This is a genomic window from Pseudomonas sp. SMN5, assembly GCF_052041925.1.
Taxonomy (GTDB): domain Bacteria; phylum Pseudomonadota; class Gammaproteobacteria; order Pseudomonadales; family Pseudomonadaceae; genus Aquipseudomonas.
Window position 1 is genome coordinate 34,821 of sequence record NZ_JBKGGX010000011.1, and the last position, 25,355, is coordinate 60,175.

The 25,355-nt window shown below is 60.2% G+C and carries 24 protein-coding genes; 11 read left to right on the forward strand and 13 right to left on the reverse strand.

The genetic code is table 11. The features are described 5' to 3' along the window. Window positions 1-16: 16 nt before the first annotated feature. On the forward strand, window positions 17-208 hold the full coding sequence (locus tag ACLEJR_RS12875; protein ID WP_440794331.1) for a PLDc N-terminal domain-containing protein: 192 nt from the start codon (window positions 17-19) through the stop codon (window positions 206-208). Between the two features lie 181 nt (window positions 209-389). Here the strand turns inward: ACLEJR_RS12875 and ACLEJR_RS12880 are convergent, their stop codons facing one another. The 9 genes from ACLEJR_RS12880 to gcl form a co-directional block, all read right to left on the reverse strand. Then, window positions 390-1,595, reverse strand: coding sequence for an MFS transporter (locus ACLEJR_RS12880; RefSeq protein ID WP_440814405.1), 1,206 nt, complete (start codon window positions 1,593-1,595; stop codon window positions 390-392). 302 nt (window positions 1,596-1,897) lie between these two features. Then, on the reverse strand, window positions 1,898-2,896 hold the full coding sequence (locus tag ACLEJR_RS12885; protein ID WP_440814407.1) for a sulfate ABC transporter substrate-binding protein: 999 nt from the start codon (window positions 2,894-2,896) through the stop codon (window positions 1,898-1,900). A gap of 94 nt (window positions 2,897-2,990) precedes the next feature. Next, window positions 2,991-3,815, reverse strand: coding sequence for an ion transporter (locus ACLEJR_RS12890; RefSeq protein ID WP_440794325.1), 825 nt, complete (start codon window positions 3,813-3,815; stop codon window positions 2,991-2,993). A 21-nt stretch (window positions 3,816-3,836) separates the two neighbouring features. Further along, window positions 3,837-4,739, reverse strand: a complete 903-nt coding sequence (locus ACLEJR_RS12895; RefSeq protein WP_440814409.1) for an urea transporter — start codon at window positions 4,737-4,739, stop codon at window positions 3,837-3,839. 122 nt (window positions 4,740-4,861) lie between these two features. Beyond that, entirely contained in the window at window positions 4,862-6,277 is a 1,416-nt protein-coding gene (pyk, locus tag ACLEJR_RS12900) for a pyruvate kinase (protein ID WP_440814410.1), read from the reverse strand. After that, on the reverse strand, window positions 6,267-7,547 hold the full coding sequence (locus tag ACLEJR_RS12905) for a glycerate kinase type-2 family protein (RefSeq protein ID WP_440794319.1): 1,281 nt from the start codon (window positions 7,545-7,547) through the stop codon (window positions 6,267-6,269). Before ACLEJR_RS12905 ends, pyk begins: the two co-directional genes overlap by 11 nt. 151 nt (window positions 7,548-7,698) lie before the next feature. Beyond that, window positions 7,699-8,589: a 2-hydroxy-3-oxopropionate reductase gene (locus ACLEJR_RS12910; RefSeq protein WP_440794317.1), complete on the reverse strand. Its 891-nt coding sequence runs from the start codon at window positions 8,587-8,589 to the stop codon at window positions 7,699-7,701. A gap of 158 nt (window positions 8,590-8,747) precedes the next feature. Continuing rightward, a complete protein-coding gene (gene hyi / locus ACLEJR_RS12915; protein WP_440814412.1) occupies window positions 8,748-9,530 on the reverse strand; it encodes a hydroxypyruvate isomerase in 783 nt (260 codons plus the stop codon). Window positions 9,531-9,700: 170 nt separating this feature from the next. Continuing rightward, window positions 9,701-11,476 carry a glyoxylate carboligase gene (gene gcl, locus ACLEJR_RS12920; protein ID WP_440814414.1) on the reverse strand — a complete coding sequence of 592 codons (1,776 nt, stop codon included), beginning with the start codon at window positions 11,474-11,476 and terminating at the stop codon, window positions 9,701-9,703. 268 nt (window positions 11,477-11,744) lie between these two features. Here gcl and ACLEJR_RS12925 point away from each other — a divergent pair, with 268 nt between their 5' ends. Both ACLEJR_RS12925 and ACLEJR_RS12930 read left to right on the forward strand, forming a co-directional pair. Further along, window positions 11,745-12,185: a GlcG/HbpS family heme-binding protein gene (locus tag ACLEJR_RS12925; RefSeq protein ID WP_440814415.1), complete on the forward strand. Its 441-nt coding sequence runs from the start codon at window positions 11,745-11,747 to the stop codon at window positions 12,183-12,185. Window positions 12,186-12,394: 209 nt separating this feature from the next. Beyond that, window positions 12,395-12,853 carry an REP-associated tyrosine transposase gene (locus ACLEJR_RS12930; RefSeq protein ID WP_440814418.1) on the forward strand — a complete coding sequence of 153 codons (459 nt, stop codon included), beginning with the start codon at window positions 12,395-12,397 and terminating at the stop codon, window positions 12,851-12,853. Window positions 12,854-12,979: 126 nt separating this feature from the next. On the opposite strand, the gene ACLEJR_RS12935 is transcribed toward ACLEJR_RS12930, so the two are convergent. After that, the gene (locus tag ACLEJR_RS12935; protein WP_440814420.1) at window positions 12,980-13,594 is read right to left on the reverse strand and encodes a TetR/AcrR family transcriptional regulator; all 615 of its coding nucleotides are present in this window, start codon (window positions 13,592-13,594) and stop codon (window positions 12,980-12,982) included. Between the two features lie 131 nt (window positions 13,595-13,725). Between ACLEJR_RS12935 and ACLEJR_RS12940 the strand changes: the two genes are divergently transcribed. The 3 genes from ACLEJR_RS12940 (at window position 13,726) to ACLEJR_RS12950 (ending at window position 16,934) form a co-directional block, all read left to right on the forward strand. Further along, window positions 13,726-14,640, forward strand: coding sequence for a DUF808 domain-containing protein (locus ACLEJR_RS12940; RefSeq protein ID WP_440814421.1), 915 nt, complete (start codon window positions 13,726-13,728; stop codon window positions 14,638-14,640). 61 nt (window positions 14,641-14,701) lie between these two features. Further along, window positions 14,702-15,844: an acyltransferase family protein gene (locus ACLEJR_RS12945; RefSeq protein ID WP_440814422.1), complete on the forward strand. Its 1,143-nt coding sequence runs from the start codon at window positions 14,702-14,704 to the stop codon at window positions 15,842-15,844. A gap of 124 nt (window positions 15,845-15,968) precedes the next feature. Further along, window positions 15,969-16,934 (forward strand): hypothetical protein, encoded by a 966-nt coding sequence (locus ACLEJR_RS12950; RefSeq protein ID WP_440814425.1) that lies wholly within the window; start codon window positions 15,969-15,971, stop codon window positions 16,932-16,934. Between the two features lie 87 nt (window positions 16,935-17,021). On the opposite strand, the gene ACLEJR_RS12955 is transcribed toward ACLEJR_RS12950, so the two are convergent. After that, the gene (locus ACLEJR_RS12955) at window positions 17,022-17,810 is read right to left on the reverse strand and encodes an MlaA family lipoprotein (RefSeq protein ID WP_440794301.1); all 789 of its coding nucleotides are present in this window, start codon (window positions 17,808-17,810) and stop codon (window positions 17,022-17,024) included. Continuing rightward, the gene (locus ACLEJR_RS12960) at window positions 17,803-19,095 is read right to left on the reverse strand and encodes a serine/threonine protein kinase (RefSeq protein WP_440794299.1); all 1,293 of its coding nucleotides are present in this window, start codon (window positions 19,093-19,095) and stop codon (window positions 17,803-17,805) included. The genes ACLEJR_RS12955 and ACLEJR_RS12960 overlap by 8 nt, the downstream gene beginning before the upstream one ends. Window positions 19,096-19,520: 425 nt before the next feature. Between ACLEJR_RS12960 and ACLEJR_RS12965 the strand changes: the two genes are divergently transcribed. From ACLEJR_RS12965 to ACLEJR_RS12975, 3 genes are all read left to right on the forward strand, one after another. Continuing rightward, window positions 19,521-20,375, forward strand: coding sequence for a glycine betaine ABC transporter substrate-binding protein (locus ACLEJR_RS12965; protein ID WP_440794297.1), 855 nt, complete (start codon window positions 19,521-19,523; stop codon window positions 20,373-20,375). Between the two features lie 313 nt (window positions 20,376-20,688). After that, a complete protein-coding gene (locus ACLEJR_RS12970; RefSeq protein WP_440794295.1) occupies window positions 20,689-21,000 on the forward strand; it encodes a DUF485 domain-containing protein in 312 nt (103 codons plus the stop codon). Next, window positions 20,997-22,655: a cation acetate symporter gene (locus ACLEJR_RS12975; RefSeq protein WP_440794293.1), complete on the forward strand. Its 1,659-nt coding sequence runs from the start codon at window positions 20,997-20,999 to the stop codon at window positions 22,653-22,655. The genes ACLEJR_RS12970 and ACLEJR_RS12975 overlap by 4 nt, the downstream gene beginning before the upstream one ends. A 308-nt stretch (window positions 22,656-22,963) precedes the next feature. On the opposite strand, the gene gltA is transcribed toward ACLEJR_RS12975, so the two are convergent. After that, window positions 22,964-24,253: a citrate synthase gene (gene gltA, locus ACLEJR_RS12980; RefSeq protein ID WP_245138783.1), complete on the reverse strand. Its 1,290-nt coding sequence runs from the start codon at window positions 24,251-24,253 to the stop codon at window positions 22,964-22,966. Window positions 24,254-24,604: 351 nt separating this feature from the next. Here gltA and sdhC point away from each other — a divergent pair, with 351 nt between their 5' ends. Continuing rightward, window positions 24,605-24,991: a succinate dehydrogenase, cytochrome b556 subunit gene (gene sdhC, locus ACLEJR_RS12985; protein ID WP_245138782.1), complete on the forward strand. Its 387-nt coding sequence runs from the start codon at window positions 24,605-24,607 to the stop codon at window positions 24,989-24,991. After that, the gene (gene sdhD, locus ACLEJR_RS12990) at window positions 24,985-25,353 is read left to right on the forward strand and encodes a succinate dehydrogenase, hydrophobic membrane anchor protein (RefSeq protein ID WP_003179222.1); all 369 of its coding nucleotides are present in this window, start codon (window positions 24,985-24,987) and stop codon (window positions 25,351-25,353) included. The genes sdhC and sdhD overlap by 7 nt, the downstream gene beginning before the upstream one ends. Window positions 25,354-25,355: the final 2 nt, after the last annotated feature.

The following is a 25,355-nucleotide window of genomic DNA, read 5'->3' on the forward strand; positions in this document are numbered from 1 at the left end:
AATTGGGAGCGACACCATGGGTTCCACCTTCAACGGCCTGGTTGGCCTGATCATCCTGGCGCTCGATATCTGGGCGATCATCAACGTGCTCAAGAGTGGCTCTGAAGTCGGGGCGAAGGTCCTGTGGGTGCTGCTGATCCTGCTGCTGCCGGTCCTGGGCCTGATCATCTGGGCGATCGCCGGACCGCGGGGCAACGTGCGGGTCTGATCATCAGATAATCACTTTCGGCTGACGAACATCATTGTGGTGAGGGAGCTTGCTCCCGCTGGGCTGTGTAGCAGCCCCAGTCCAGGCGACGCGACTGTCCGGATAGATCGCGCCGGCCGGTTTTACGACTGCTTCGCAGCCGAGCGGGAGCAAGCTCCCTCGCCACGGTCGATCGAATCTTTCAAGCCGTCGCCATGGCCCGTTTCTGCGCCGCGCTCAAGAAGCGCAGCAAGGCCAGCAACGGGAACACACTGCCGACAATCACCACCCACAGCCAGCCGCCGTGCTCGTACAACGCACTGGCAATCGAGGAGCCAAAGGCACCGCCGATGAAGATGCTGGTCATGTACAGCGCATTCAATCGGCTACGGCTTTTTCCATCGAGGGCGTAAATGGTGCGTTGGCCCAGCACCATGTTCATCTGCACGCAGAAATCCAGGACCACGCCGGTCACGGCCAGGCCAATCACACTGTAGATCGGGTGGATGAACGCGGGCAGGAAGCTCAGGCTGGCGAACAGCATCGCCAGCAGCGACGCCCTGTGAGTATGGCCGGCGTCAGCCAGGCGACCGGCGATGGGCGCGGCGATGGCGCCAATCGCACCGACCAGGGCGAACAGGGCGATTTCAGTCTGGGACAGGCCATGATTGCGCGACAGCTCAAGCGGCACGGCGGTCCAGAACAGGCTGAACGTGGCGAACAGGCACGCCTGGTAGAATGCCCGCTGGCGCAACAGCGGTTGCTGGCGCAGCAGGGTGCCGAGCGAGCCCAGCAGTTGCCCGTACGAGGCGCTGTGGTCGGGCTGGCGCTTGGGCACGGTCACGGCCAGCACCACGCTGATCGCCGCCATCAGCCCGGCCGCGATCATGAACATCGCCCGCCAGCCGAAGTGATCGGCTACCACGCTGGAAATCGGCCGCGCCAGCAGGATCCCGAACAACAGGCCACCCATGATCCCGCCCACGACCCGACCCCGGGACTCTTCCGGCGCCAGGTGCGCCGCCAGGGGAATCAATACCTGCACCGACACCGAACTGAATCCCACCAGCAGCGAGACCAGCAGGAACACATTCGGCTGATCGGTGAATGCCGCCCCCAGCAGACTGGCAATCGCCACCAGGGTGGTGACGATCATCAGCCGCCGGTTCTCCAGCAAGTCACCCAGCGGCACCAGGAAAAACAGGCCCAGGGCATACCCGATCTGGGTCAGCGAGACGATCAGGCTCGCCAGGGTGCTGCTCAGGCCGACGTCGGGAGCGATCAGGTCGATGATCGGTTGGGCGTAGTAGATGTTGGCAACGATGGCGCCGCAGCAGAAGGCGAACAGCAGGACCATGGCCCGGGTCAGGCTCGTGCCGGTGGAGGCGGTGGAAAGAGGCGCGCGCATGGCTATCTCGTCAGTGAACGGGAAGAAAGGGCGCAAGGCTAAAGGGTTATGCAGCTCCGGAACAGGCTTTGGGGGTGATAGCAGACATGCCTGTTGTTGATGTAGGGAGTGCTCTGCATATTGTGGACATGCGGGACGTTGTAGATGTGCCAGATATGTGGATGCAGGGCTGTTGTGGCGAGGGAGCTTGCTCCCGCTCGGTTGCGCAGCAACCGCAAAAAGCTGAGGACCGCTACGCCCGAGGCGTCGGACCGTCCCAGCGGGAGCAAGCTCCCTCGCCACAATGGATCTGTGTTCAGGCGTTACTTACCGCTATAGATCTGATCGAAAACCCCACCATCATTGAAGTGAGTCTTCTGCACCGTGCGCCAGTCACCAAAGGTCTTCTCCACCGACAGGAAATCCACCTTCGGGAAGCGGTCAGTGTACTTGGCCAGTATCGCCGGATCCCGTGGGCGCAGGTAGTTGGCGGCGGCGATTTCCTGGCCTTGCGGCGACCACAGATACTTGAGGTACGCTTCGGCGGCCTCGCGGGAGCCTTTTTTCTCCACCACTTTGTCCACCACGCTCACCGGTGGCTCGGCTTCGGCGGAAACGCTTGGGTAGATCACTTCGAACTGATCGCGACCAAACTCGCGGGCGATCATCTCGGCTTCGTTTTCAAAGGTCACCAGCACATCACCGATCTGGTTGGTCATGAAGGTGGTGGTCGCGGCACGGCCACCGGTGTCCAGTACCGGCGCCTGCTTGAACAGCTTGCCGACGAAGTCCTTGGCCTTGTTCTCGTCACCGCCGTTCTTGAGCACGTAGCCCCAGGCCGACAGGTAGGTATAGCGGCCGTTACCGGAAGTCTTCGGGTTGGGCACGATCACCTGCACGCCGTCCTTGAGCAGGTCGGGCCAGTCTTTCAGCGCCTTGGGGTTGCCTTTGCGCACGATGAACACCGTGGCCGAGGTGAAGGGCGCGCTGTTGTTCGGCAGGCGGGTGACCCAGTTCTCGGGCACCAGCTTGCCGTTGTCCGCCAGGGCATTGATGTCGGTGGCCATGTTCATGGTGATGACATCCGCCGGCAGCCCGTCGATCACCGAACGGGCCTGCTTGCTGGAGCCACCGAAGGACATCTGCACGGTGATGTTTTCGTTGTGCTCGGCCTGCCAGTGTTTCTGGAAGGCGGCGTTGTAGTCCTTGTAGAAATCACGCATCACGTCGTAGGAAACGTTGAGCAACGTCGGAGCGGCGTGGGCGAGGCTGCCGAAAGTCAGGCCTGCGGCGAGAAGGGAGGCGCCAAAGAAGTTCTTCACTGCGAATTCCTTTTGTTTGAACAAGTTTTCCGAGTCATCAGCCGGCACACTAGCGGCAAGCTGATATCACTTCAAGCACTAAAAAGTGCTTTGCTTATTCCACTTTCTTAAACAACGCGCTGCCACAGCGGGAGCAAAAAGCCGCTGCCGGTTCATGGTTTTTCTTGCTGCACACCGGGCAGTCGTGCTGGAGCTGGTCACCGCGCATGGCGGAGGCCAGTTCGGCGGTGAAAATCCCGGTCGGCACGGCGATGATCGAGTAACCGGTGATCATCACCAACGAGGACACCACCTGGCCCAGCGGGGTCTTGGGCACGATATCGCCGAAGCCCACGGTGGTCAGGGTCACGATCGCCCAATAGATGCCTTTGGGAATGCTGGTGAAGCCATGCTCGGGACCTTCGATGACGTACATCAAGGCGCCGAATACGGTGACCAGTGTCGAGACGCTGACCAGGAACACGATGATTTTCTGCTTGCTGCCTCGCAGCGCCGACATCAGATAGTTGGCTTGCTTGAGATACGGGCTGAGCTTGAGCACCCGGAAAATCCGCAGCATACGGATGATCCGGACGATCAGCAGGTACTGGGCATCGCTGTAGTACAGCGCCAGGATCCCCGGCACGATTGCCAGCAAGTCCACCAGGCCATAGAAACTGAACGCATAGCGCAGCGGCTTGGGCGAGCAGTACAGGCGCAGGCCGTACTCGACGATGAAGATGAAGGTGAAGCCCCACTCGATGCCGGCCAGCAGGCCCGCGTAGTTCTTGTGCACGCTGTCGATGCTGTCGAGCATCACGATCACCAGGCTGGCGAGGATGATCAACAGCAGGGTGCTGTCGAAGCGCCGGCCGGCCACGGTGTCGGTCTGAAAAATCATGACGTAGAGACGTTCACGCCAGTTGTTGCTGTTGTCCATAACCTTCGCCTGAACCAGGAATCAGCGAAGCCTAGGGCGATTGCCGGGCAGAGTGCAAGGCGCGCTTTCGCTCAGGATCTGTCGCCACGTTCGCGCCGTGGCCTGCACCAGCCAGCAGGCGAGTATGAACGGCGCGGTGAGCGGCGCCAGGCCGAGGGCGGCAAACCCCGGCGCGAGCATCACGGCCAGCAGGATCCCGGCCAGGGGCAGCCAGGGTTTTCGGCGTTGTTGACTGAGGGCCAGCGCCACCAGGGCCGGGTTATAGCCGCCCAGTCCGGACAGCGCCGCAGCGTTTTCCTGATGCAGCACGGCGAACGCGACGCCGGCCGCCGAACCGAGCAGCGCCCAGCTCGCGGCTCGACGGCTGGCAATCAGCAGGCCTGCCGCAATCAGCGCACCGGCTGACGAATGGCCGAGAAACATGACCTGGCCTAACCCTGCCAGACAGCCGGCCAGCAGGTTGGCCGGCGTCAGCTCGACCGGCATCAGCGCAGGCGGTGGCGCAGCGAAACTCAGCAGCAGCCAGCCCAGCCCCACGAAAGGCGCGGTGTAGGCGGGCAGGCAACGTGGGTCTTGACTGCGCTTTAGCCATTGCTCGGTCAGCATCGCGCTGAGCCCACCGCCGGCAAGGATCAACGGCGGTAACAAGGCTGACCAGGGCAGCGCCAGGCTCACCAACAACCCCAACAGGATGCCGTTGTAACTGAACAGTCCGGCCTGCCGATCGGCCTTGGCATAACCGCGCCGCTGGGCCGTGAGCAAACCGGCCACGCCGCCCAGCAGCGCACCGCCAAACAGCCCGGGCGCGGTGAGCAGGATGGCCAACAGACACAGCAGGCCACACAGCGGGTGGCGCTGGAGAAAGATCTGACTGAAGCCGTTGAGCAGGGCGGTGGCCCAGTCGGGGCAAAGGGCGTTTTGCATGGTTGTGTGTCTGGTAAACCGGGTTGAGTTCATCGCGAGCGGGCTCGCTCCCACAGGGGTTTTGTGGACGCCGCTGAATCCATGTGGGAGCGAGCCTGCTCGCGATGAGGCCAGTCCAGGCCCTAGATCAAGGTCTCGATACGCAACGAATTGGTCGACCCCGGCTTACCAAACGGCACCCCCGCTGTAATCAACAGGGTATCGCCGCGCTGGGCCATGCCTTGGGCCTGGGCGATTTCCAGGGCGGTGGAGCAGACCTCGTCCACCTGCCGCAGCCGGTCGTTGACCACTGAGTGCACGCCCCAGGCCACCGTCAGGCGGCGGGCGGTCGCAAGGTTCGGCGTGAGGTTGAGGATCGGCACCGTCGGCCTTTCCCGCGCCGCTCGCAGGCTGGAGCTGCCGGATTCGCTGTAGTTCACCAGCACCGCCACCGGCAGGACCGCGCTAATCCGGCGGATCGCGCAACTGATGGCGTCCGACACCGTGGCCTCGGCTTTCGGCCGGCTGACGTCCAGTTGCGTCTGGTAATCGGGGCCGTTCTCGACCTGGCGGATGATCTTGCTCATCATCTGCACCGCTTCGAGGGGGTAATCGCCGGAAGCGGTTTCCGCCGACAACATCACCGCGTCGGCGCCTTCGGCCACCGCGTTGGCGACGTCGGTGACTTCGGCGCGGGTCGGTGCCGGAGAGAAACGCATCGATTCGAGCATTTGCGTAGCGACCACCACCGGTTTGCCGAGGGCGCGGCAGGTGCCGATGATGTTTTTCTGGATCTGCGGCACGCTCTCGGCCGGGACTTCCACACCCAGGTCGCCCCGGGCCACCATGATTGCGTCACTCAATTCGGCGATCTCCCGCAACTGGGCGACCGCTGACGGTTTCTCGATCTTGGCCATCAGGAACGCTTTGTCGCCGATCAATGCCCGGGCTTCGCGGATGTCCTCGGGACGCTGCACGAACGACAACGCCACCCAGTCCACGCCCAGCTCCAGGCCGAAGCTCAAGTCGCGGCGGTCCTTGGCTGTCAGCGGGCTCAAGTCGAGTACCGCCTGCGGCACGTTCACGCCTTTACGGTCCGACAATTCGCCACCGTTGAGCACTTCGGTGTCGATGGCATCAACGTGGCGGGCGATGACTCGCAGGCGTAGTTTTCCGTCATCCAGCAGCAGGTCCATGCCCGGCTCCAGGGCGGCGATGATTTCCGGGTGGGGCAGGTTGACCCGGCGTTGATCGCCCGGTGTCGGGTCCAGGTCCAGGCGCAGGGCCTGGCCGCGTTGCAGCAGCACCTTGCCTTCTGTGAATCGGCCGACCCGCAGTTTCGGTCCCTGCAAATCCATCAGGATACCGAGCGGGTAGTTGAGCTGGCGCTCGACTTCACGAATCCACTGATAGCGCTGGGCGTGATCGGCATGTTCGCCATGACTGAAGTTCAGGCGGAAGATATTCACCCCGGCCTGCACCAGTTCGCGGATGTCATCGATCCCACGGGTGGCGGGGCCGAGGGTCGCGAGGATCTTGACCTTTTTATCAGGCGTCATGTTTGGGGTTCTCGAGGATCAGGATGGCGCGAAAGTCGTTGACGTTGGTGCGGGTCGGCTCGGTGACGATCAACGCGTCCAGCGCGGCGAAGTAGCCATAGCCATTGTTGTTGTCCAACTCGTCGCTGGCACTCAGGCCCAGTTCGGCGGCTCGACGATAACTGTCCGGGGTCATGATGGCCCCGGCGTTGTCTTCGGAGCCGTCGATGCCGTCCGTGTCTCCGGCCAGGGCATAGATCCCGGAGTGGCCTTTGAGGCTGTCAGTCAGGCTCAACAGAAATTCTGCATTGCGTCCGCCGCGACCGTCACCGCGTACGGTGACCGTGGTTTCGCCGCCGGAAAGGATCACGCACGGCGCTGGCAATGGCTGGCCGTGCAGCGCGATTTGCCGGGCGATGCCGGCATGGACTTTCGCCACTTCCCGGGATTCGCCTTCCAGGTCGCCGAGGATCAACGGACTGAAACCGGCCTGGCGCGCCTTCACCGCGGCGGCTTCCAGCGACTGCTGGGGCCGGGCGATCAACTGGAAATGACAGCGCGCCAGGTGCGAATCGCCAGGTTTGACGGTTTCCGATTCCGCGCTCAGTAGCCAACTGCGCACCGACGCCGGGACATCAATCTGGTAACGCTTGAGGATCGCCAGGGCGTCGGCCGAGGTGCTGGGGTCGGCCACCGTGGGGCCCGAAGCGATAACCGTCGCCTGATCGCCCGGCACGTCGGAAATCGCATAGGTGTAAACCGTCGCCGGCCAGCAGGCCTTGCCCAGTCGCCCGCCCTTGATCGCCGAGAGATGCTTGCGCACGCAATTCATCTCCCCAATGCTGGCGCCGGACTTGAGCAGGGCTTTGTTGATCGCTTGCTTGTCGCCCAGGGTAATGCCGGCCGCCGGCAATGCCAGCAACGCCGAGCCACCGCCGGACAGCAGGAAAATCACCCGGTCGTCTTCGTTCAGGTTGCTCACCAGCTCCAGCACCCGCCCAGCCACCGCCAGGCCGGCGGCGTCGGGCACCGGGTGAGCGGCTTCCACCACCTCGATTTTCTGGCACGGCGCACCATGGCCGTAACGAGTCACCACCAGGCCGGTGACTTCGCCCTGCCAGCAACGCTCGACCACCTGGGCCATGGCAGCGGCCGCCTTGCCGGCGCCGATGACGATCACCCGGCCACTGCGATCAGCTGGCAAATATTGCTCGAGGACATGCTGCGGATGGGCCGCGTCGATGGCTGTGGCAAACAGCTCGCGCAGCAGTTGTTGCGGATCGACCGACATGGCGGGCTCCCGGATTCTTATTGTTTTTAAAGTGGATGCAGACCCTGTGGGAGCGAGCTTGCTCGCGATAGCGGTAGACCAGTCAACATTGTTGCCGAAGTTGAAATCGTCATCGCGAGCAAGCTCGCTCCCACAGAGGGCTTCGGTGGTGTCAGTTATCTCGGATCGAGAAGTTCGCCATATGCTCCAGCCCCTTGATCAACGCCGAGTGATCCCAGTTGCTGCCACCCATGGCCGCACAGGTGCTGAACACCTGCTGGGCATTGGCGGTATTGGGCAGGTTGATGTTCAGTTCCCTGGCACCTTGCAGGGCCAGGTTCAGGTCCTTCTGGTGCAGGCTGATGCGGAAGCCCGGGTCGAAGGTGCCCTTGATCATGCGCTCGCCATGCACTTCCAGGATCTTCGACGAAGCAAAGCCGCCCATCAGCGCTTCACGGACCTTGGCCGGGTCGGCGCCGTTCTTCGAAGCGAACAGCAAGGCTTCGGCCACGGCCTGGATGTTCAGGGCGACGATGATCTGGTTGGCGACCTTGGCGGTCTGCCCATCGCCGTTGCCGCCGACCAGGGTGATGTTCTTGCCCATGGCCTGGAACAACGGCAGGGCGCGCTCGAACGCAGCGCTGTCGCCGCCGACCATGATGCTCAGGGTCGCGGCCTTGGCGCCGACTTCACCGCCGGACACCGGAGCGTCGAGGTACTGCGCGCCTTTCTCGTTGATCTTCGCCGCGAACGCCTTGGTCGCGGTGGGGGAGATCGAACTCATGTCGATCACCACCTTGCCCGCGCCCACGCCCGCTGCCACGCCATCGGCGCGGAACAGCACGTCATCGACCTGCGGGGTATCGGGCACCATGACGATGATGAATTCGGCTTCCTGGGCGACTTCCTTCGGGTTCGCCAGGGCCACCGCGCCGCCGGCCACCAGGTCAGCCGGAGCCTGATCGTGATGCTGGGTAAGGAACAGGCTATGACCGGCTTTCTGCAGGTTCAACGCCATTGGGTGGCCCATGATGCCGGTGCCGATGAATCCGATTTTAGCCATTGGAAAATCCTCTTGTTTTTATTGCTGCTTCAGGCAAATGGAGAACTGTTCTTCTGTGGGAGCGAGCCTGCTCGCGATAGCGATGGTCCAGTCGACATCGTCGTTGCATGTGAAATAGCTATCGCGAGCAGGCTCGCTCCCACAGGGGGACATTCGTGTCAGATCGCGTTATGGGTTTTCAGCCAGCCCAGGCCCGCTTCGGTGGTGGTCAGTGGCTTGTATTCGCAGCCAACCCAACCCTGGTAACCGATGCGATCCAGGTGTTCGAACAAAAAGCGGTAGTTGATCTCGCCGGTGCCCGGCTCGTGGCGGCCCGGGTTGTCCGCCAATTGCACGTGGTTGATCTCGGCCAAGTGCGATTGCAGGGTGCGGGCCAGATCGCCTTCCATGATTTGCATGTGGTAGATGTCGTATTGCAGGAACAGGTTGGCGCTGCCGACCTGCTCGCGGATCGACAGGGCCTGGGCGGTGTTGTTCAGGTAGAAGCCGGGAATGTCCCGGGTGTTGATGGCTTCCATCACCAACTTGATACCCGCCGCTTGCAGTTTCTCGGCGGCGAACTTGAGGTTGGCGACGAAGGTCTTTTCCACCAGGGTTTCGTTGCAGTTCTGTGGGCAAATCCCGGACAGGCAGTTGACCTGGGTGTTGCCCAGCACCTTGGCGTAGGCAATCGCCAGGTCGACTCCGGCGCGGAATTCCTCGACCCGGTCCGGCAAGCAGGCGATGCCGCGTTCACCCTTGGCCCAATCACCGGCCGGCAGGTTGAACAGCACCTGAGTCAGGCCGTGGGCGTCGAGCAAGGCCTTGATTTCGGCGGAGCTGTAGTCGTAGGGGAACAGGTATTCCACACCCGTGAAACCGGCCTTGGCGGCCGCTTCGAAACGGGCGAGGAAATCCTGCTCGGTGAACAGCATGGACAGGTTGGCTGCGAAACGCGGCATGGTGGTCTCCTGCAAAGGTGTGGCGGCTTCTGTGGCGAGGGCGCTTGCTCCCGCTGGCTGCGCAGCAGCCCATTTTGTGAGTGCTTCGCACTCAAGCGGGAGCAAGCTCCCTCGTCACGGGGCCGGTGATTTCCTGAATGAACAGTATTGCCTGTGGGAGGGCGTCAGTATCAGTCAAGCAACGAAATAGCCGTCGGCGCATCGTTACCCACCAGCGCCAGGTCTTCAAATTCGTTGACGGCATTGATCTCGGTGCCCATGGAAATGTTGGTCACCCGTTCCAAGATCACCTCGACGATTACCGGCACCTTGAATTCCTCGATCATTGCCTGAGCCTGGCGCAGCGCCGGTTGGATGCCGGACGGTTCGAACACCCGCAGTGCCTTGCAGCCCAGACCCTCGGCCACGGCGATGTGGTCGACGCCATAACCGTTGAGCTCTGGCGCGTTGAGGTTATCGAAGGACAGTTGCACGCAATAGTCCATGTCGAACCCGCGCTGGGCCTGGCGGATCAGGCCCAGGTAGGAGTTGTTCACCACCACGTGAATGTATGGCAGCTTGAACTGCGCACCCACCGCCAGTTCTTCGATCATGAACTGGAAATCATAGTCGCCCGACAGCGCCACGACCTTGCGGCTCGGATCGGCCTTGACTACCCCCAGCGCCGCCGGAATGGTCCAACCCAAAGGGCCGGCCTGACCGCAGTTGATCCAATGCCGAGGCTTGTACACATGCAGGAACTGCGCGCCGGCAATCTGCGACAGGCCGATGGTGCTGACGTAGCAAGTGTCCTTGCCGAACACCTGGTTCATTTCCTCATACACCCGCTGCGGCTTGACCGGCACATTGTCGAAGTGGGTCTTGCGTTGCAGACTGGCCTTGCGTTGCTGGCAGTCCTGCAGCCAGGCGCTGCGGTTCTTCAGCTTGCCGGCGGCTTGCCATTCGCGAGCGACTTCGATGAACACGGTCAACGCCGAGGCGGCGTCGGAAACGATGCCCAGGTCGGGAGTGAACACGCGGCCGATCTGGGTGGGCTCAATGTCCACGTGAATGAACGTGCGGCCTTCGGTGTAGACATCCACCGAACCGGTGTGACGGTTGGCCCAACGGTTGCCGACCCCTAGCACCAGGTCGGACTTGAGCAGTGTCGCATTGCCGTAGCGGTGGGAAGTCTGCAGGCCGACCATGCCGACCATTTGCGGATGATCGTCGGGAATCGTGCCCCAACCCATCAGCGTCGGGATGACCGGGATACCGGTCAGCTCGGCGAACTCCACCAGCAGCTCACTCGCATCGGCATTGATGATGCCACCACCCGCCACCAGCAGCGGGCGTTCAGCCTGGTTGAGCAGCGCCAGGGCTTTTTCGATCTGCACGCGGTTGGCCGCCGGTTTGGCCAGGGGCAGCGGTTGATAGGCATCGATGTCGAATTCGATCTCGGCCATCTGCACGTCGAACGGCAGGTCGATCAGCACCGGGCCCGGACGACCGGAGCGCATTTCATAAAAGGCTTTCTGGAATGCATAAGGCACCTGGCCTGGCTCCAGGACGGTGGTCGCCCACTTGGTCACCGGCTTGACGATGCTGGTGATGTCGACGGCCTGGAAATCTTCTTTGTGCAGGCGGGCGCGAGGCGCTTGTCCAGTGATGCACAGGATCGGGATCGAATCGGCCGACGCGCTGTAGAGGCCGGTCACCATGTCTGTCCCAGCGGGTCCCGACGTACCGATGCACACGCCAATGTTGCCGGCCTTGGTCCGGGTGTAGCCCTCGGCCATGTGCGAGGCGCCTTCAACGTGGCGAGCAAGGACGTGATCGATGCCGCCCACTTTTTGCAGGGCCGAGTACAGCGGGTTGATCGCTGCGCCCGGGATGCCGAAGGCGGTGTCCACGCCCTCACGGCGCATCACCAGGACGGCGGCTTCGATTGCTCTCATTTTGCTCATGGTTTTGTGCCTCTTACGTTTTGTAATTGTATACAAGTGGCTTTGCGAGGAGTGTATTCATGGCCAGCGGCGCAGGTCAATCCATTTCCTCAAGCATCTGTTTTATTCATCTGGTCGGCTCGAAAGACTGCGTCTTTTCGTCGCTTCAGCTGTTTTGTAGGAATTATTGTATACAAAAATTATTTCTGTTGTGTTCTATTTGTGGTGTGCGGATTTTCTCGAATCGAGAGCCGAAAGGCCCTCCCATAACAAAAGAAGGACAGCACCCATGAGCGCTCTAACCTTGGAAGTCGCCGTCAAACTGACCGGCCAGGCCCTCGCCGCCGGCCGTGAAACCCACTGCGCCCCGCTGACTGTCGCGGTGCTTGACTGCGGCGGGCACCTGATCGCGCTGCAACGCGAAGACGGTGCCAGCCTGCTACGCCCACAAATCGCCATCGGCAAGGCCTGGGGCGCCATCGCCCTCGGCAAGGGCTCACGCCTGCTCGCACTCGACGCCCAACAACGCCCGGCCTTCATCGCCGCGTTGAATAGCCTGGGGCAGGGCAGTGTGGTGCCGGTTCCGGGTGGGGTGTTGATCAGGGACCAGGGCGGCACCGTGCTGGGCGCCGTAGGCATCAGCGGCGACACCTCGGACATCGATGAACAGGTGGCGATCCGGGCGGTGGAGGGGGTGGGGTTGATGGCGGATGCGGGGGTGGCTGTTTGATGCTGTATTGAGAGACCTATCGCTATCGCGAGCAAGCTCGCTCCCACGGAGGGCGGCGGACACAAAATGAGTGAACATCGCAAACCCCTGTGGGAGCGAGCTTGCTCGCGATAGCTATCTACTTGGTTACATCGCCTAATAAGCCCATCCGGCAATCGAAGATTCTCAGATCTAGCCTTTCAAGAGCTGATCATCAGAGAGGTAGTCGAATGCCGGAGTTACCCGCTTCACACCGTTTGCGCACCGGTCGCTATGGCGAGTTGAATCGAATCTATTTGCTGACCACAAATACCGTTGGCCGAAAGCCTGTTTTTCAGAGTTTCGCCTTGGGCAGATTGGTCGTCGATCAATTGCGGTATGCCCAGGATGAGAAATGGGCCAAGTCGCTGGCGTGGGTGATCATGCCCGATCATTTCCATTGGTTGATCGAGTTGCAGCAAAGTTCGCTGAATCAGTTGATGCAAAAAACCAAATCCCTAAGTGCTCGGGCAGTGAACCTATCCACAGGTCGCAAAGGTAGCCTCTGGCAGCAGGGATACCATGACCGAGCGCTGCGGAGGGAAGAAGATTTGGTCAAGTTGGCCCGGTATGTGGTCGCCAATCCGCTGCGGGCAGGACTGGTGGAGCGGCTTGGCGACTATCCGTTGTGGGATGCGATCTGGGTTTGACTGGAATCCGAGTCGCCTTCATCGCGAGCAGGCTCGCTCCCACAGGTTTCGGTGGTGGACACAAAATGTATGAACACCGCAGATCCCCTGTGGGAGCGAGCCTGCTCGCGATAGGAGCATCGCGGTCTAAGCCTGACGACCCACCTCACACCCCTTCAAAACCAACCGGATGATCGTCTGCGCAGCCGCTTCATAATCGGCTTCATCGAGCTTCGCCTTGCCCGTCACGGCGGTAATCTGCCAGTCGAAATCGGCGTAGGTCTGGGTGGCGGCCCAGATGCTGAACATCAGGTGGTTGGGGTCGATGGGGGCGATCTGGCCGCGGTCGATCCAAGTCTGGATGCAGTCGATGTTGTGGCGGGCCTGGGCGTTGAGTTGCTCTACCAGGTCGGCGCTCAGGTGCGGGGCGCCGTGCATGATTTCGCTGGCGAAGACTTTCGAGGCGAAGGGCAGGTCGCGGGAGATGCGGATCTTGGAGCGGATGTAGTGGCTCAGCACCTCGCCTGGCACGCCGTCGGCATTGAAAGGGGTGGACGCCTGGAGGATCGGCTCGATGATGCTTTCCAGGACCTCGCGGTAGAGGTTTTCCTTGGATTTGAAGTAGTAGTACACGTTGGGTTTGGGCAGGCCGGCCTTGGCCGCGATATCGCTGGTCTTGGTCGCGGCGAAGCCCTTGTCGGCAAATTCTTCGCTGGCGGCACGCAGGATCAGTTCTTTGTTGCGCTCGCGGATAGTGCTCATAAACCCTGGGGTTCCTTGCCTGTTCTGGCGGTGGCGCATGGTAGCACCGGCCTCGCGCGGCGCTCAAGAATGCCCACGGCGGTGCGCCTCGCGGTATGCTGCGCGGCATTATTGTTCAAGGAGCCCCTCCCATGGCTGGAAGCAGTTTGCTGGTATTGATCGATGACATCGCCACCGTGCTCGACGATGTTGCATTGATGACCAAAATGGCCGCCAAGAAAACCGCCGGCGTGCTGGGCGATGACCTGGCGCTCAACGCCCAGCAAGTCTCGGGCGTGCGTGCGGAGCGGGAGCTGCCGGTGGTCTGGGCAGTGGCCAAGGGCTCGTTCATCAACAAGCTGATCCTGGTGCCGTCGGCGCTGGCGATCAGCGCTTTCGTGCCGTGGCTGGTCACGCCGCTGTTGATGGTTGGTGGCGCCTACCTGTGTTTCGAAGGCTTCGAGAAACTGGCGCACAAATTCCTTCACAGCCCCGCCGAAGACCAGGCCGAGCACGCCCAATTGGTCGAAGCCGTGGCGGATCCGGCGGTCGATCTGGTGGCCTTCGAAAAGGACAAGATCAAGGGCGCGGTTCGTACCGACTTCATCCTCTCGGCGGAAATCATCGCCATCACCCTCGGCACGGTGGCCGATGCGGCGCTGACCCAGCAGGTGATCGTGCTTTCCGGTATCGCCATTGTCATGACGATTGGCGTCTACGGCCTGGTCGCGGGGATCGTCAAGCTCGATGACCTGGGCCTCTGGCTGACCCGCAAGCCAGGACAAGCCGCCAAAAGCATTGGCGGCGCCATCCTGCGTGCCGCGCCCTACATGATGAAGAGCCTGTCGGTGATCGGCACCGCGGCGATGTTCCTGGTGGGCGGCGGCATCCTCACCCATGGTGTGCCGGTGGTTCATCACTGGATCGAAGGGGTGGCGGCCAGTGCGGGCGGCGCCGGGTTTATCGTGCCGATGTTGCTCAATGCGCTGGCGGGGATCGTCGCGGGTGCGGTGGTACTGGCGGGCGTGATGGTTGTTGGCAAGGTATGGAAAGCGCTGAAAGGCTAGCGCTGGCAATTGTTAATGGCTCCCGACCTCGGCGGGGCCAAACTGATATTTGGAACAATCAATGATCGAAACCTTTCAATTGCTGGCGCTGTATGTGCTTTGCATCGTTGCGTTCTGCTTGATTGCCGGGCGTTTCCCTTTGCTCGCTCCTGAAGCACTGCACCGGGTATCGTCGCTGGATGGCTTGCGTGGCGTCCTCGCAACAGCGGTAGTGGTTCACCACTTCACCATCACCTTTGTATGGCACACCACCGGAACCTGGCAGGTCACCGACAGTCGCGTGATCAACAATATGGGCGCTGTACCGGTGTCCTTGTTCTTTATGATCACCGGCTACCTTTTTACGCAAAAAGTGATCAGAGGGCAGCCTGAGTGGGGCTCGCTGCTTTCCTCTCGACTGCGCCGCATTTTCCCTATGTACATCGCGTCCGTGGTCCTGGTTGCGGCTATCAGTTTCTACCAGACAAGCGGGGAGCCAGCCCCGCTGCTGGATAACGTCGTCGCGCTCGGTAGGTGGTTGATTTTCCTGGGGGGCCCCATCAATGGGTTTCCAGACAGCAAACTGATCAACGCTTCTGTGCAGTGGACACTCCTGTACGAGGCACTTTTCTATCTTTCACTCCCGCTCATGTATTGCCTGTTCCGTCGCAAGTTGCCGATCCTCGCCCTGGTGATTTCCATCGGCGCGATGGCACTCCTATGGACAGAGTATCAAGACATATTTCACAAGCGATTCGTCAAGTTATTCCTGGTGGGTATGGCTGTCGCCTTTCTTGAACCTCGCCTGCGCAAGACGTCGATCGACTTTTCAGGTCTCAAGTGTTCCCTTATTGCCGCCGTTGTCCTGCTGGCGAGTCTGAAGATGCGTTCATACTCGACGGGGCAAATGTTGATTCTCGGTATTCCGTTTGGGCTATTCGTCCTGGGCAACAATCTGCACGGACTCTTGGAACACAAGGGGCTAAAGGTGCTCGGCGAAGCGAGCTACAGTATCTATCTGCTGCACGGTATCGTGATCTACAGCGTGTTCAGCTTGCTGAAAATATACGATTTCACAGACGGCACACTCGCTGGCTACGCATGGTATCTGCCGCTTATCATTCTGATGGTAAGCGCATTGAGCGTCTTGACTTACTGGTCGATCAAGCGACCATTCATCATTGCGCGCCGTAGGCGGCTTGATAAAGCTGCCGAAGAAATGTGATTCCAGGTGATCGCCGAACTCATTTTGGTCCACCGATCCGTAAGGACTCTGCGTGGCTGACGTCCACAGTTGATCTACAGGTTTCTGGAAGGCCGCTATCTTTAATCCTTGTTACGAGAACGAAATGGCCTATCTGCCTCCCGCCATCACATCGCAAAAACTCCTGATCGTATGTCGGGACGTGGGCGGTTATGTAAAACGGCTTAGCGATTACCTGGCCAAAAACAATGAGGTCACTTTTGTCGATCTTTCTGCACAGCGCGGCGAGATCCGGTTCCTGCCTGGGAAGCTGCGGCGATGGCTGAAGAAGTTCCTGACAGTCCGTGCAGCGCAGCGCCTGATCCAAAAGGCCGGGAAAGTCGACGCTGTTCTCATCATCAATCCGGCGCAGATAGACGTCACTCTTGTCGATCAAGCAATGAGTGCGGCACAACAGACCATCGCGTTCCTGTCTGACGGCGTTGCCAGGCTTGCCATGCCGGTGGCTCAATTGGCCCGTTTCGACAAGGTCTACACCTTCGACGACGCTGATGCCCGGGAATACGGATTTCGCAAGCTCAACAATTATATTTACGAGCTCGATACAGAACTTGAAACCACCCGTGAGTACAAAGCGTTTGTAGTGATGGCGGGCAAGAACCGCATTGATGTGCTGGGCAGAATTGCAGCGGAGTTCGAGCGTCTCGGCCACACGAATTATAAGTTCCTGGTCCAGAGCAAGGTGGTCGAAAACGCCAGCCCCGGTATCACTTTTTTCAGGGAAAGAATGTCGCTCGAAGAGGTTGGGGAGCTGATCAGGCGCTCGGAGATCCTGATCGATATCGTCCGGCCGGGCCATGCAGGTCTGAGTTTTCGCTTCTTCGACGCTTTGTTCTACCGCAAGAAGATCATCACCAACAACCCGTCGGTCATGAATTACGATTTTTATGATGCGCGAAACATTCTGGTCATCGACAGTGACCGCCCTGTTATCCCGCCGTCATTTCTCGCTGAGGAATATATTGATCCACCTGCGCATGTGGTCCAGAAGTACAGCATGGATAGTTGGGCTAGCGAAGTGTTTGCTCCAGTTACCGATGACCAGCGATAGGAATCGCTTCGCCACGGCGCTTATCCACTAGCTATGAAAAAGCCCCCCGTCATCGAGTGTGCCGGGGGGCTTTTCATTTGTGGAAGATTATTCCGCTATCTGCAACTTGCGCGACTCGGTGTACACATACCGCACCTTCTCGTACTCGAACGGCGAGTTCAGCTGGCCGTAGCGGAAACTGGTCTGGTAGCGCTTGTCCACGCCGCGCAGGAGCAGCAGTTCCGGGTGATTGGAACTGACTTCGGAGACGTTCAGGAAGTTGATCGCCGATTCGGCGGTGTAGTCCACCAACAGGCCTGAGGTATCACGCAGGTTCGATGGGCCGAAGATCGGCAGCACGAAATAGGCGCCGGCCGGCACGCCGTAGAAGCCCAGCGTCTGGCCGAAGTCTTCGCTCTGGCGCGGCAGGCCCATGGCAGTTGCCGGGTCCCACAGGCCGGCGATGCCGACGGTGGTGTTGAGCAACAGCCGCGCGGTGGTTTCCATCGAACGCTTGCCCTTGAATTGCAGCAGGCTGTTCATCAGGTTCGGCACGTCTCCCAGGTTATTGAAGAAGTTGCTGACCCCGGTGCGCACGAAGCTCGGCGTGATGTAGCGGTAGCCATCGACAACGGGCAGGAACACCCATTGGTCGAAGCGGTAGTTGAAGTGATAGACCCGGCGGTTCCAGGACTCCAACGGGTCATAGACATTGAGGGCGTTGAGCGTCGAGCGCTCGAATTCGCGCTGGTCCAGCCCTGGGTTGAACTTGAGCTTGGTCAACGGCTCCTTGAAGCCATCCGAATCCACCACGGCAGGCGCGTTGGCCTTGCTGTCCTGGGCATGGACCATGCCTGCACTCATTAACGCAGCGATAAGCAGGAGATATTTAGCCACGGAAGAACTCCAGCATGGCGTCGCTGTTGACGCGGTAGTTGAGGTTGCCGCAATGGCCGCCCAGTGGATAAACCGTCAGGCGATCGCCGAAGGTCTTGCGCAGGAAACCCAGGTCGCCCGGGCCGAGAATGACGTCGTCGGCGTTATGCATGACAGCGATCTTCGGGCTGGCCTGCAGGTAGTCCTTGAGTGCGTACAGGCTGACCTGGTCGACCAGTTGCAACAGGCTCCCGCCGTCGGTGCGCGCTCGCCACATCGGAATCACCTGCTCGGTGAGGTAGCAATCGAAATCGCACTGCAATGCGCGCTTGAGAAACGGTGTCAGGCTGGTGCTTTCGGTGATCGGGAATTTCGGCGGGATGATCAGGCCGCGACGGTTGATCAGGTCCGAGGTGAAGGCGATGTCGGCCGCCGAGAAGCGGAACGAGGTGCCGATCAGCATGGCCATCTGTTCGTTGTTCAGGTGTTGCTTGGACTGCTGGAAGTCGTAGAGCAACGCGTCATTGAGGTCGATGTAGCCTTTTTGCTGGAAGTAGCGAGTCAGCTTGTTCAGCACCAGCTCATAGAAGGTGGTGGTGCTGTTGATGCCCTTGACCTCGGTCTGTACCAGTCGGTCCAGGTTGGTGATCGAGGTGTAGAGGTTGACCGGCGGGTTCAGCAACAGCACTTTCTTGAAGTTGAAGCTGCGCCGGGTTTCATCCAGGTGCGCGACGAAGGCCGCGTCCAGGGCGCCGAGGCTGTAGCCGGTGAGGTAGTACTCGGTGACCGGCAGTTTGGGGTTCTGCGCACGCACGGCCTGCATCACCCGGTACATGTCCTCGGCGTCTTCCTTGGAAATGCCCGGCGTGGCGAAGCGCGAAGCGGCGCTCATGAAATCGAAGCTGGTGGGCGATGACAGCTGCACCACGTGGTAGCCGGCCTTGTAGTAGAGGCGCTTGAGGTACTCGTTGATGGTGCTGTCATAGCGCGCACCGGTGCCGGCGATCAGGAAGATCAGCGGTGCGGGTTTGTCCTGTGTCGCCAGGCGGTAGGTGAGGCTTTTTACCGGCCAGAAATTGTCCGGCAGGATGAACTCGCGCTCCGGGCGCAGCGTCAGGCTGTGGTCGGCCTGATTGATGTCCTCGATCAGCGGCAGCTCCGGACGCAGGTCCGGCGGGGTGGTGGCGATGGTCGCCTCGAACGGGTTGGTCAAGGGATAGCCATAGCTGGCGGCGTCGATATCTACCGCCAGCGCGGACGCACTCAGGATAAGGCCGCCGAAGAGGGCAGCGAAGGAACGGAGCATGACGAGATCCCTAAGAGGAAGGTGCCGATTGAGGTTCGCAGCCTATGACCACCGAAGCTGAGCCAAGTGCCATGACGGGCACGAAACAGGCACGGACGGGGTGCAATAGTAGCGGGACGATACACGTTCGCGTGTGGTGGCCGCTAGTCATCTGATGACTACTCGATTGGGGCGGGCAAAATGTCCGCGTCGACTACACTGCAAACGCCCGGGGGTCGTTGCTGGCTTTCTGATGTCGTTTCTCGATGCCTTGACGTCGCAGACAGAGCAGGTTCCGGATCGGCGCGGGTTGATGATCGACGGGTCAGTACTCCACTGGCGTTCGGGCCGGTTTGCAGGCGAGCGTGATGGGGGCGCTGAGCACCATAACTATACGTTGACGCTGCTCGGCATCCGTCGGGCGCAGCACTTTCGGGGAAGTAACGATGAAGATGCGACGACTCTTGGGCGCAGGTGCCGCACTGGTACTGGCGATCAGCTCCACCCTGGCCAGTGCCGAAAACAAAACCCTGAGCATCGGCTACGTTGACGGCTGGTCCGACAGCGTCGCGACCACTCACGTGGCGGCCGAAGTCATCCAGCAGAAGCTCGGCTACGACGTGAAGCTGCAAGCGGTGGCGACCGGGATCATGTGGCAGGGCGTGGCGACCGGCAAGCTCGATGCGATGCTGTCGGCCTGGCTGCCAGTGACCCACGGTGACTACTGGACCAAGAACAAGGACCAGGTGGTCGACTACGGTCCTAACTTCAAGGACGCAAAAATCGGCCTGATCGTGCCGGAGTACGTCAAGGCCAAGACGATCGAAGACCTGAAGACCGACGACTCCTTCAAGAAGCGCATCGTCGGCATCGACGCCGGTTCAGGCGTGATGCTCAAGACCGAGCAGGCCATCAAGGACTACGACCTGACCGGTTACCAGCTCAAGGCCAGTTCCGGCGCCGGCATGATTGCCGAGCTGACCCGCGCCGAGAAGAAGAACGAATCCATCGCCGTGACCGGTTGGGTGCCGCACTGGATGTTCGCCAAGTGGAAACTGCGCTTCCTCGAGGATTCCAAAGGCGTCTATGGCGCGGCTGAAACTGTGAACAGCATCGGCAGCAAGGAACTGGCGACCAAGGCGCCGGAAGTGGCCGAGTTCCTGAAGAAATTCCAGTGGGCTTCGAAAGACGAGATCGGCGAAGTCATGCTGGCGATCCAGGAAGGCGCCAAGCCGGACGCCGCTGCCAAGGACTGGGTTGCCAAGCACCCGGACCGCGTGAAGGAGTGGACCGGCAAGTAAATCGCCTGGTCTAGCTGCTGCGAAGAACCGCATGGCTCGCGTCATGCGGTTTTTTTATGCCTGCAACCTTTCGGTTTTGCCAATTTCCTGTGAAGGCGAGCTTGCTCGCGATAGCGGTATATCTGCTTGCATCTATATTGAATGTGCGACCGCAATCGCGAGCAGGCTCGCTCCCACAGGGAAAAGGAGAAAGTTTGCAGGAAACTGGCAGAACCATCATGTCGTTCTAATACTAAGGTCGTCTGGATCCTAACCTTGAGCCGCATAGAGTAGGGTCGTTCCAACTTAAATCTGTGCTGCGAGGATAAAAACAATGAACGACAGCATTTACCTCTCGATTCAAAACAGCCCGCGCTTCAAGGAGCTGGTGAGAAAAAGGGAAAGGTTCGCCTGGATTCTCTCGGCGATCATGCTCGGGCTGTACTCCGGATTCATTCTTCTGATCGCCTATGGGCCGCACGTTCTCGGGGCTAAGATCTCGCCTGAGTTGACGATCACCTGGGGTATTCCCATCGGTGTCGGCCTGATTGTCTCGGCGTTCATTCTGACCGCCATCTACGTGCGACGCGCCAACGGCGAGTTCGACGACCTGAACAATGCGATTCTCAAGGAGGCTCAGCAATGATCCGGCGTCTAATGGCTCTCTTGAGCATCGCAGCGTTTGCCCCGGGTGCCTGGGCGGCTGAAGCCCTGACCGGTGCCGTGCAGAAACAACCCCTCAACGTCTCCGCCATCGTGATGTTCGTGGCCTTCGTCGGCGCGACCCTGTGCATCACTTACTGGGCATCGAAGCGTAGCAAGTCGGCCTCCGACTATTACGCGGCAGGCGGCCGGATCACCGGTTTCCAGAACGGCCTGGCGATTGCCGGTGACTACATGTCCGCGGCGTCCTTCCTGGGGATTTCCGCGCTGGTATTCGCCTCGGGCTATGACGGCCTGATCTACTCCATCGGCTTCCTGGTGGGCTGGCCGATCATTCTGTTCCTGATCGCCGAGCGTCTGCGCAACCTGGGTAAATACACCTTTGCCGACGTGGCGTCCTATCGCCTGGGTCAAAAGCAGATCCGCACCCTGTCTGCCAGCGGCTCGCTGGTGGTGGTGGCGTTCTACCTGATTGCGCAGATGGTCGGCGCCGGCAAGCTGATCCAGCTGTTGTTCGGCCTGGACTACCATGTCGCAGTGATCCTGGTCGGTATCCTGATGTGCCTCTACGTGCTGTTCGGCGGCATGCTGGCGACCACCTGGGTACAGATCATCAAGGCAGTGCTGTTGCTGTCGGGCGCATCGTTCATGGCGCTGATGGTCATGAAGCACGTCAACTTCGACTTCAACATGCTGTTTTCCGAAGCGGTCAAGGTTCACCCTAAGGGTGAGGCGATCATGAGCCCTGGCGGTCTGGTGAAAGATCCTGTATCAGCCTTCTCCCTGGGGCTGGCGCTGATGTTCGGTACCGCTGGCCTGCCACACATCCTGATGCGCTTCTTCACCGTGAGTGACGCCAAGGAAGCCCGCAAGAGCGTGCTGTACGCCACCGGGTTCATCGGTTACTTCTACATCCTGACCTTCATCATCGGCTTCGGCGCGATCCTGCTGGTCAGCACCAACCCGGCCTTCAAGGACGCGGCAGGTGCCTTGCTGGGCGGCAACAACATGGCGGCGGTGCACCTGGCCGACGCGGTGGGTGGCAGTATCTTCCTGGGCTTCATCTCGGCGGTCGCCTTCGCGACCATCCTGGCGGTGGTTGCCGGCCTGACCCTGGCGGGTGCTTCGGCGGTGTCTCACGACCTGTATGCCAGCGTGATCAAGAAAGGCAAGGCCAACGAGAAGGACGAGATTCGCGTCTCGAAGATCACCACCATCGCCCTGGCGGTGCTGGCGATCGGCCTGGGCATCCTGTTCGAGAAGCAGAACATCGCGTTCATGGTAGGCCTGGCGTTCTCCATCGCGGCAAGCTGCAACTTCCCGGTGCTGCTGCTTTCGATGTACTGGAAGAAGCTCACTACCCGTGGCGCCATGATCGGTGGCTGGATGGGGCTGGTCAGCGCCGTGGGCCTGATGATCCTCGGCCCGACCATCTGGGTGCAGATCATGGGTCACGAGAAGCCGATCTACCCGTATGAGTACCCGGCGCTGTTCTCGATGATCATTGCGTTCGTGGGTATCTGGTTCTTCTCCATCACCGACAAGTCGACGGCTGCCGACAACGAGCGGGCGCTGTTCTTCCCACAGTTCGTGCGTTCGCAGACGGGCTTGGGGGCGAGCGGGGCAGTAAATCACTAAAAAACAGTGGCGAGCTGCAAGCTTCAAGCTGCAAGTTAGAAGCGATGCAGCATCGGAAAAATACCCCTGTCGAGAGGCAGGGGTATTTTTTTGTGCCTGGACTAAGGAGGTGATCAGGTCTGCCGCCACCGCGAGCAGGCTCGCTCCCATAGGCGACCGCATTCCAGTGTGGGAGCGAGCCTGCTCCGATGGTGGCAGCCCCCTCACCACAGATCAAAGCGCTTACAAACAAAACGGCCCCCGCTCTTATATATAAGAAGCGGGGGCCGTTCCGGTGCAGCTTGAGACCTTAATGCAAGACCCGGGTCTTACTTGCGATCTTGCAGCTCGGTGATGTCACGCGACTCGTAGCCAGTGTACAACTGGCGAGGGCGGCCGATCTTGTACGGGCTGGAGAGCATTTCTTTCCAGTGGGAGATCCAGCCGACGGTCCGCGCCAGGGCGAAGATCACGGTGAACATGCTGGTTGGAATGCCGATCGCCTTGAGGATGATCCCCGAGTAGAAGTCGACGTTCGGGTACAGCGAGCGCTCGATGAAGTACGGGTCGGTCAGGGCGATCTCTTCCAGGCGCATGGCCAGTTCGAGTTGCGGATCGTTCTTGATGCCCAGCTCTTTCAACACTTCGTCGCAGGTCTGCTTCATGACGGTGGCGCGCGGGTCGCGGTTCTTGTAGACCCGGTGACCGAAGCCCATCAGCTTGAACGGATCATTCTTGTCCTTGGCCTTGGCGATGAACTTGTCGATGTTCGAGACATCGCCGATTTCATCGAGCATGGTCAGTACCGCTTCGTTGGCACCGCCGTGGGCCGGGCCCCAGAGTGCGGCGATACCGGCGGCGATACAGGCGAACGGGTTGGCACCCGAGGAGCCGGCCAGGCGCACGGTGGAGGTCGAGGCGTTCTGCTCGTGGTCGGCATGGAGGATGAAGATCCGGTCCATGGCCTTGGCGAGCACCGGGCTGATCGGTTTGATCTCGCACGGGGTGTTGAACATCATATGCAGGAAGTTTTCTGCATAGGTCAGGTCGTTGCGCGGATACATCATGGGCTGGCCCATGGAGTATTTGTAGACCATGGCTGCCAGGGTCGGCATCTTCGCCACCAGGCGGATCGCGGAGATTTCGCGATGCTGGGGGTTATTGATGTCCAGGGAGTCGTGGTAGAAGGCCGAGAGTGCGCCGACTACGCCGCACATGACCGCCATCGGGTGCGCGTCGCGGCGGAAGCCGTTGAAGAAGGACTTCAGCTGCTCGTGAACCATGGTGTGGTTCTTGACGGTGCTGACGAACTGGGCCTTTTGCTCTGCGGTTGGCAGCTCGCCGTTGAGCAGCAGGTAGCAGGTTTCCAGGTAGTCCGATTTTTCAGCCAGTTGCTCGATCGGGTAGCCGCGGTGCAACAGGATGCCGTTGTCGCCGTCGATATAGGTGATTTTCGACTCGCACGAGGCGGTCGACATGAAACCCGGGTCAAAGGTGAAACGGCCCGTGGCCGTCAGGCCCCGTACGTCGATTACATCGGGACCAACGGTGCCGGTTAAAATGGGCAGCTCGACGGGGGCTGCGCCCTCGATGATCAACTGCGCTTTTTTGTCAGCCATGTGGCCTCCTATTAATGCTTGGAATCATCAGACAGACCCCCCACGCAGGGCCCGCACCACTATAGTGAGATAAATCCGAAAGTCAATTTGCCTAAAGTCTTGCTCCAGAAGGCTTTAAGCGGACTTTTTCCTCGAAATTGCCTGCCGTTTACGCCTTTTGCCACGCTTGTGCAATGCGCCATCAGTGGAAGGTGAACGCGTTGTCATTAGTAGCCTAACTGTCTATACTCGGCCACCGACCGCCAGGGGCTTTTGGGCCAGCTTTGCTGGGGGTCGTCACTCCCTGGGTGGTGAGTACCTGACCAGTGCGCGCCGCAACAACTTTGCCCTGATTCTTAGGGGCTCTTCAGTGTGAAAAAAGCCGTGAAAAGCCAACGACCTGTAAACCTAGACCTAAGGACCATCAAACTCCCAGTCACTGCTTACACGTCCATCCTTCACCGAATCTCCGGTGTCATTCTTTTCGTCAGCCTGGCCATCATGCTTTATGCATTGGACAAGTCGCTCGACTCGGAAGAAGGCTTCGGTCAGGTGAAAGCGTGTCTGACCAGTCCGCTAGCCAAGCTAGTGATTTGGGGCATCCTGTCCGCCTTGCTATATCACCTGGTTGCCGGTGTGCGCCACTTGATCATGGACATGGGCATCGGTGAGACGCTGGAAGGCGGCAAGCTGGGCTCGAAAATCATTATCGCCGTGTCTGCGGTGCTGATCGTTCTGGCAGGAGTCTGGATATGGTAACCAACGTCACGAACCTCTCGCGTTCGGGCCTCTATGACTGGATGGCGCAGCGTGTGTCTGCGGTCGTTCTCGCGGCTTACTTCATTTTCCTGATCGGATATGTCGTAGCAAACCCTGGCCTGGGCTATGCCCAATGGCATGAACTGTTCGCAAACAACTGGATGCGTATCTTCAGTCTGCTGGCACTTGTCGCACTGGGCGCTCACGCCTGGGTCGGCATGTGGACCATCGCCACCGACTACCTGACGCAGATGGCGTTCGGCAAGTCGGCGACTGCCGTACGTTTCCTGTTCCAGGCCGTATGCGGCGTCGCGATGTTCGCGTACTTCGTCTGGGGCGTGCAGATTCTTTGGGGTATCTGATT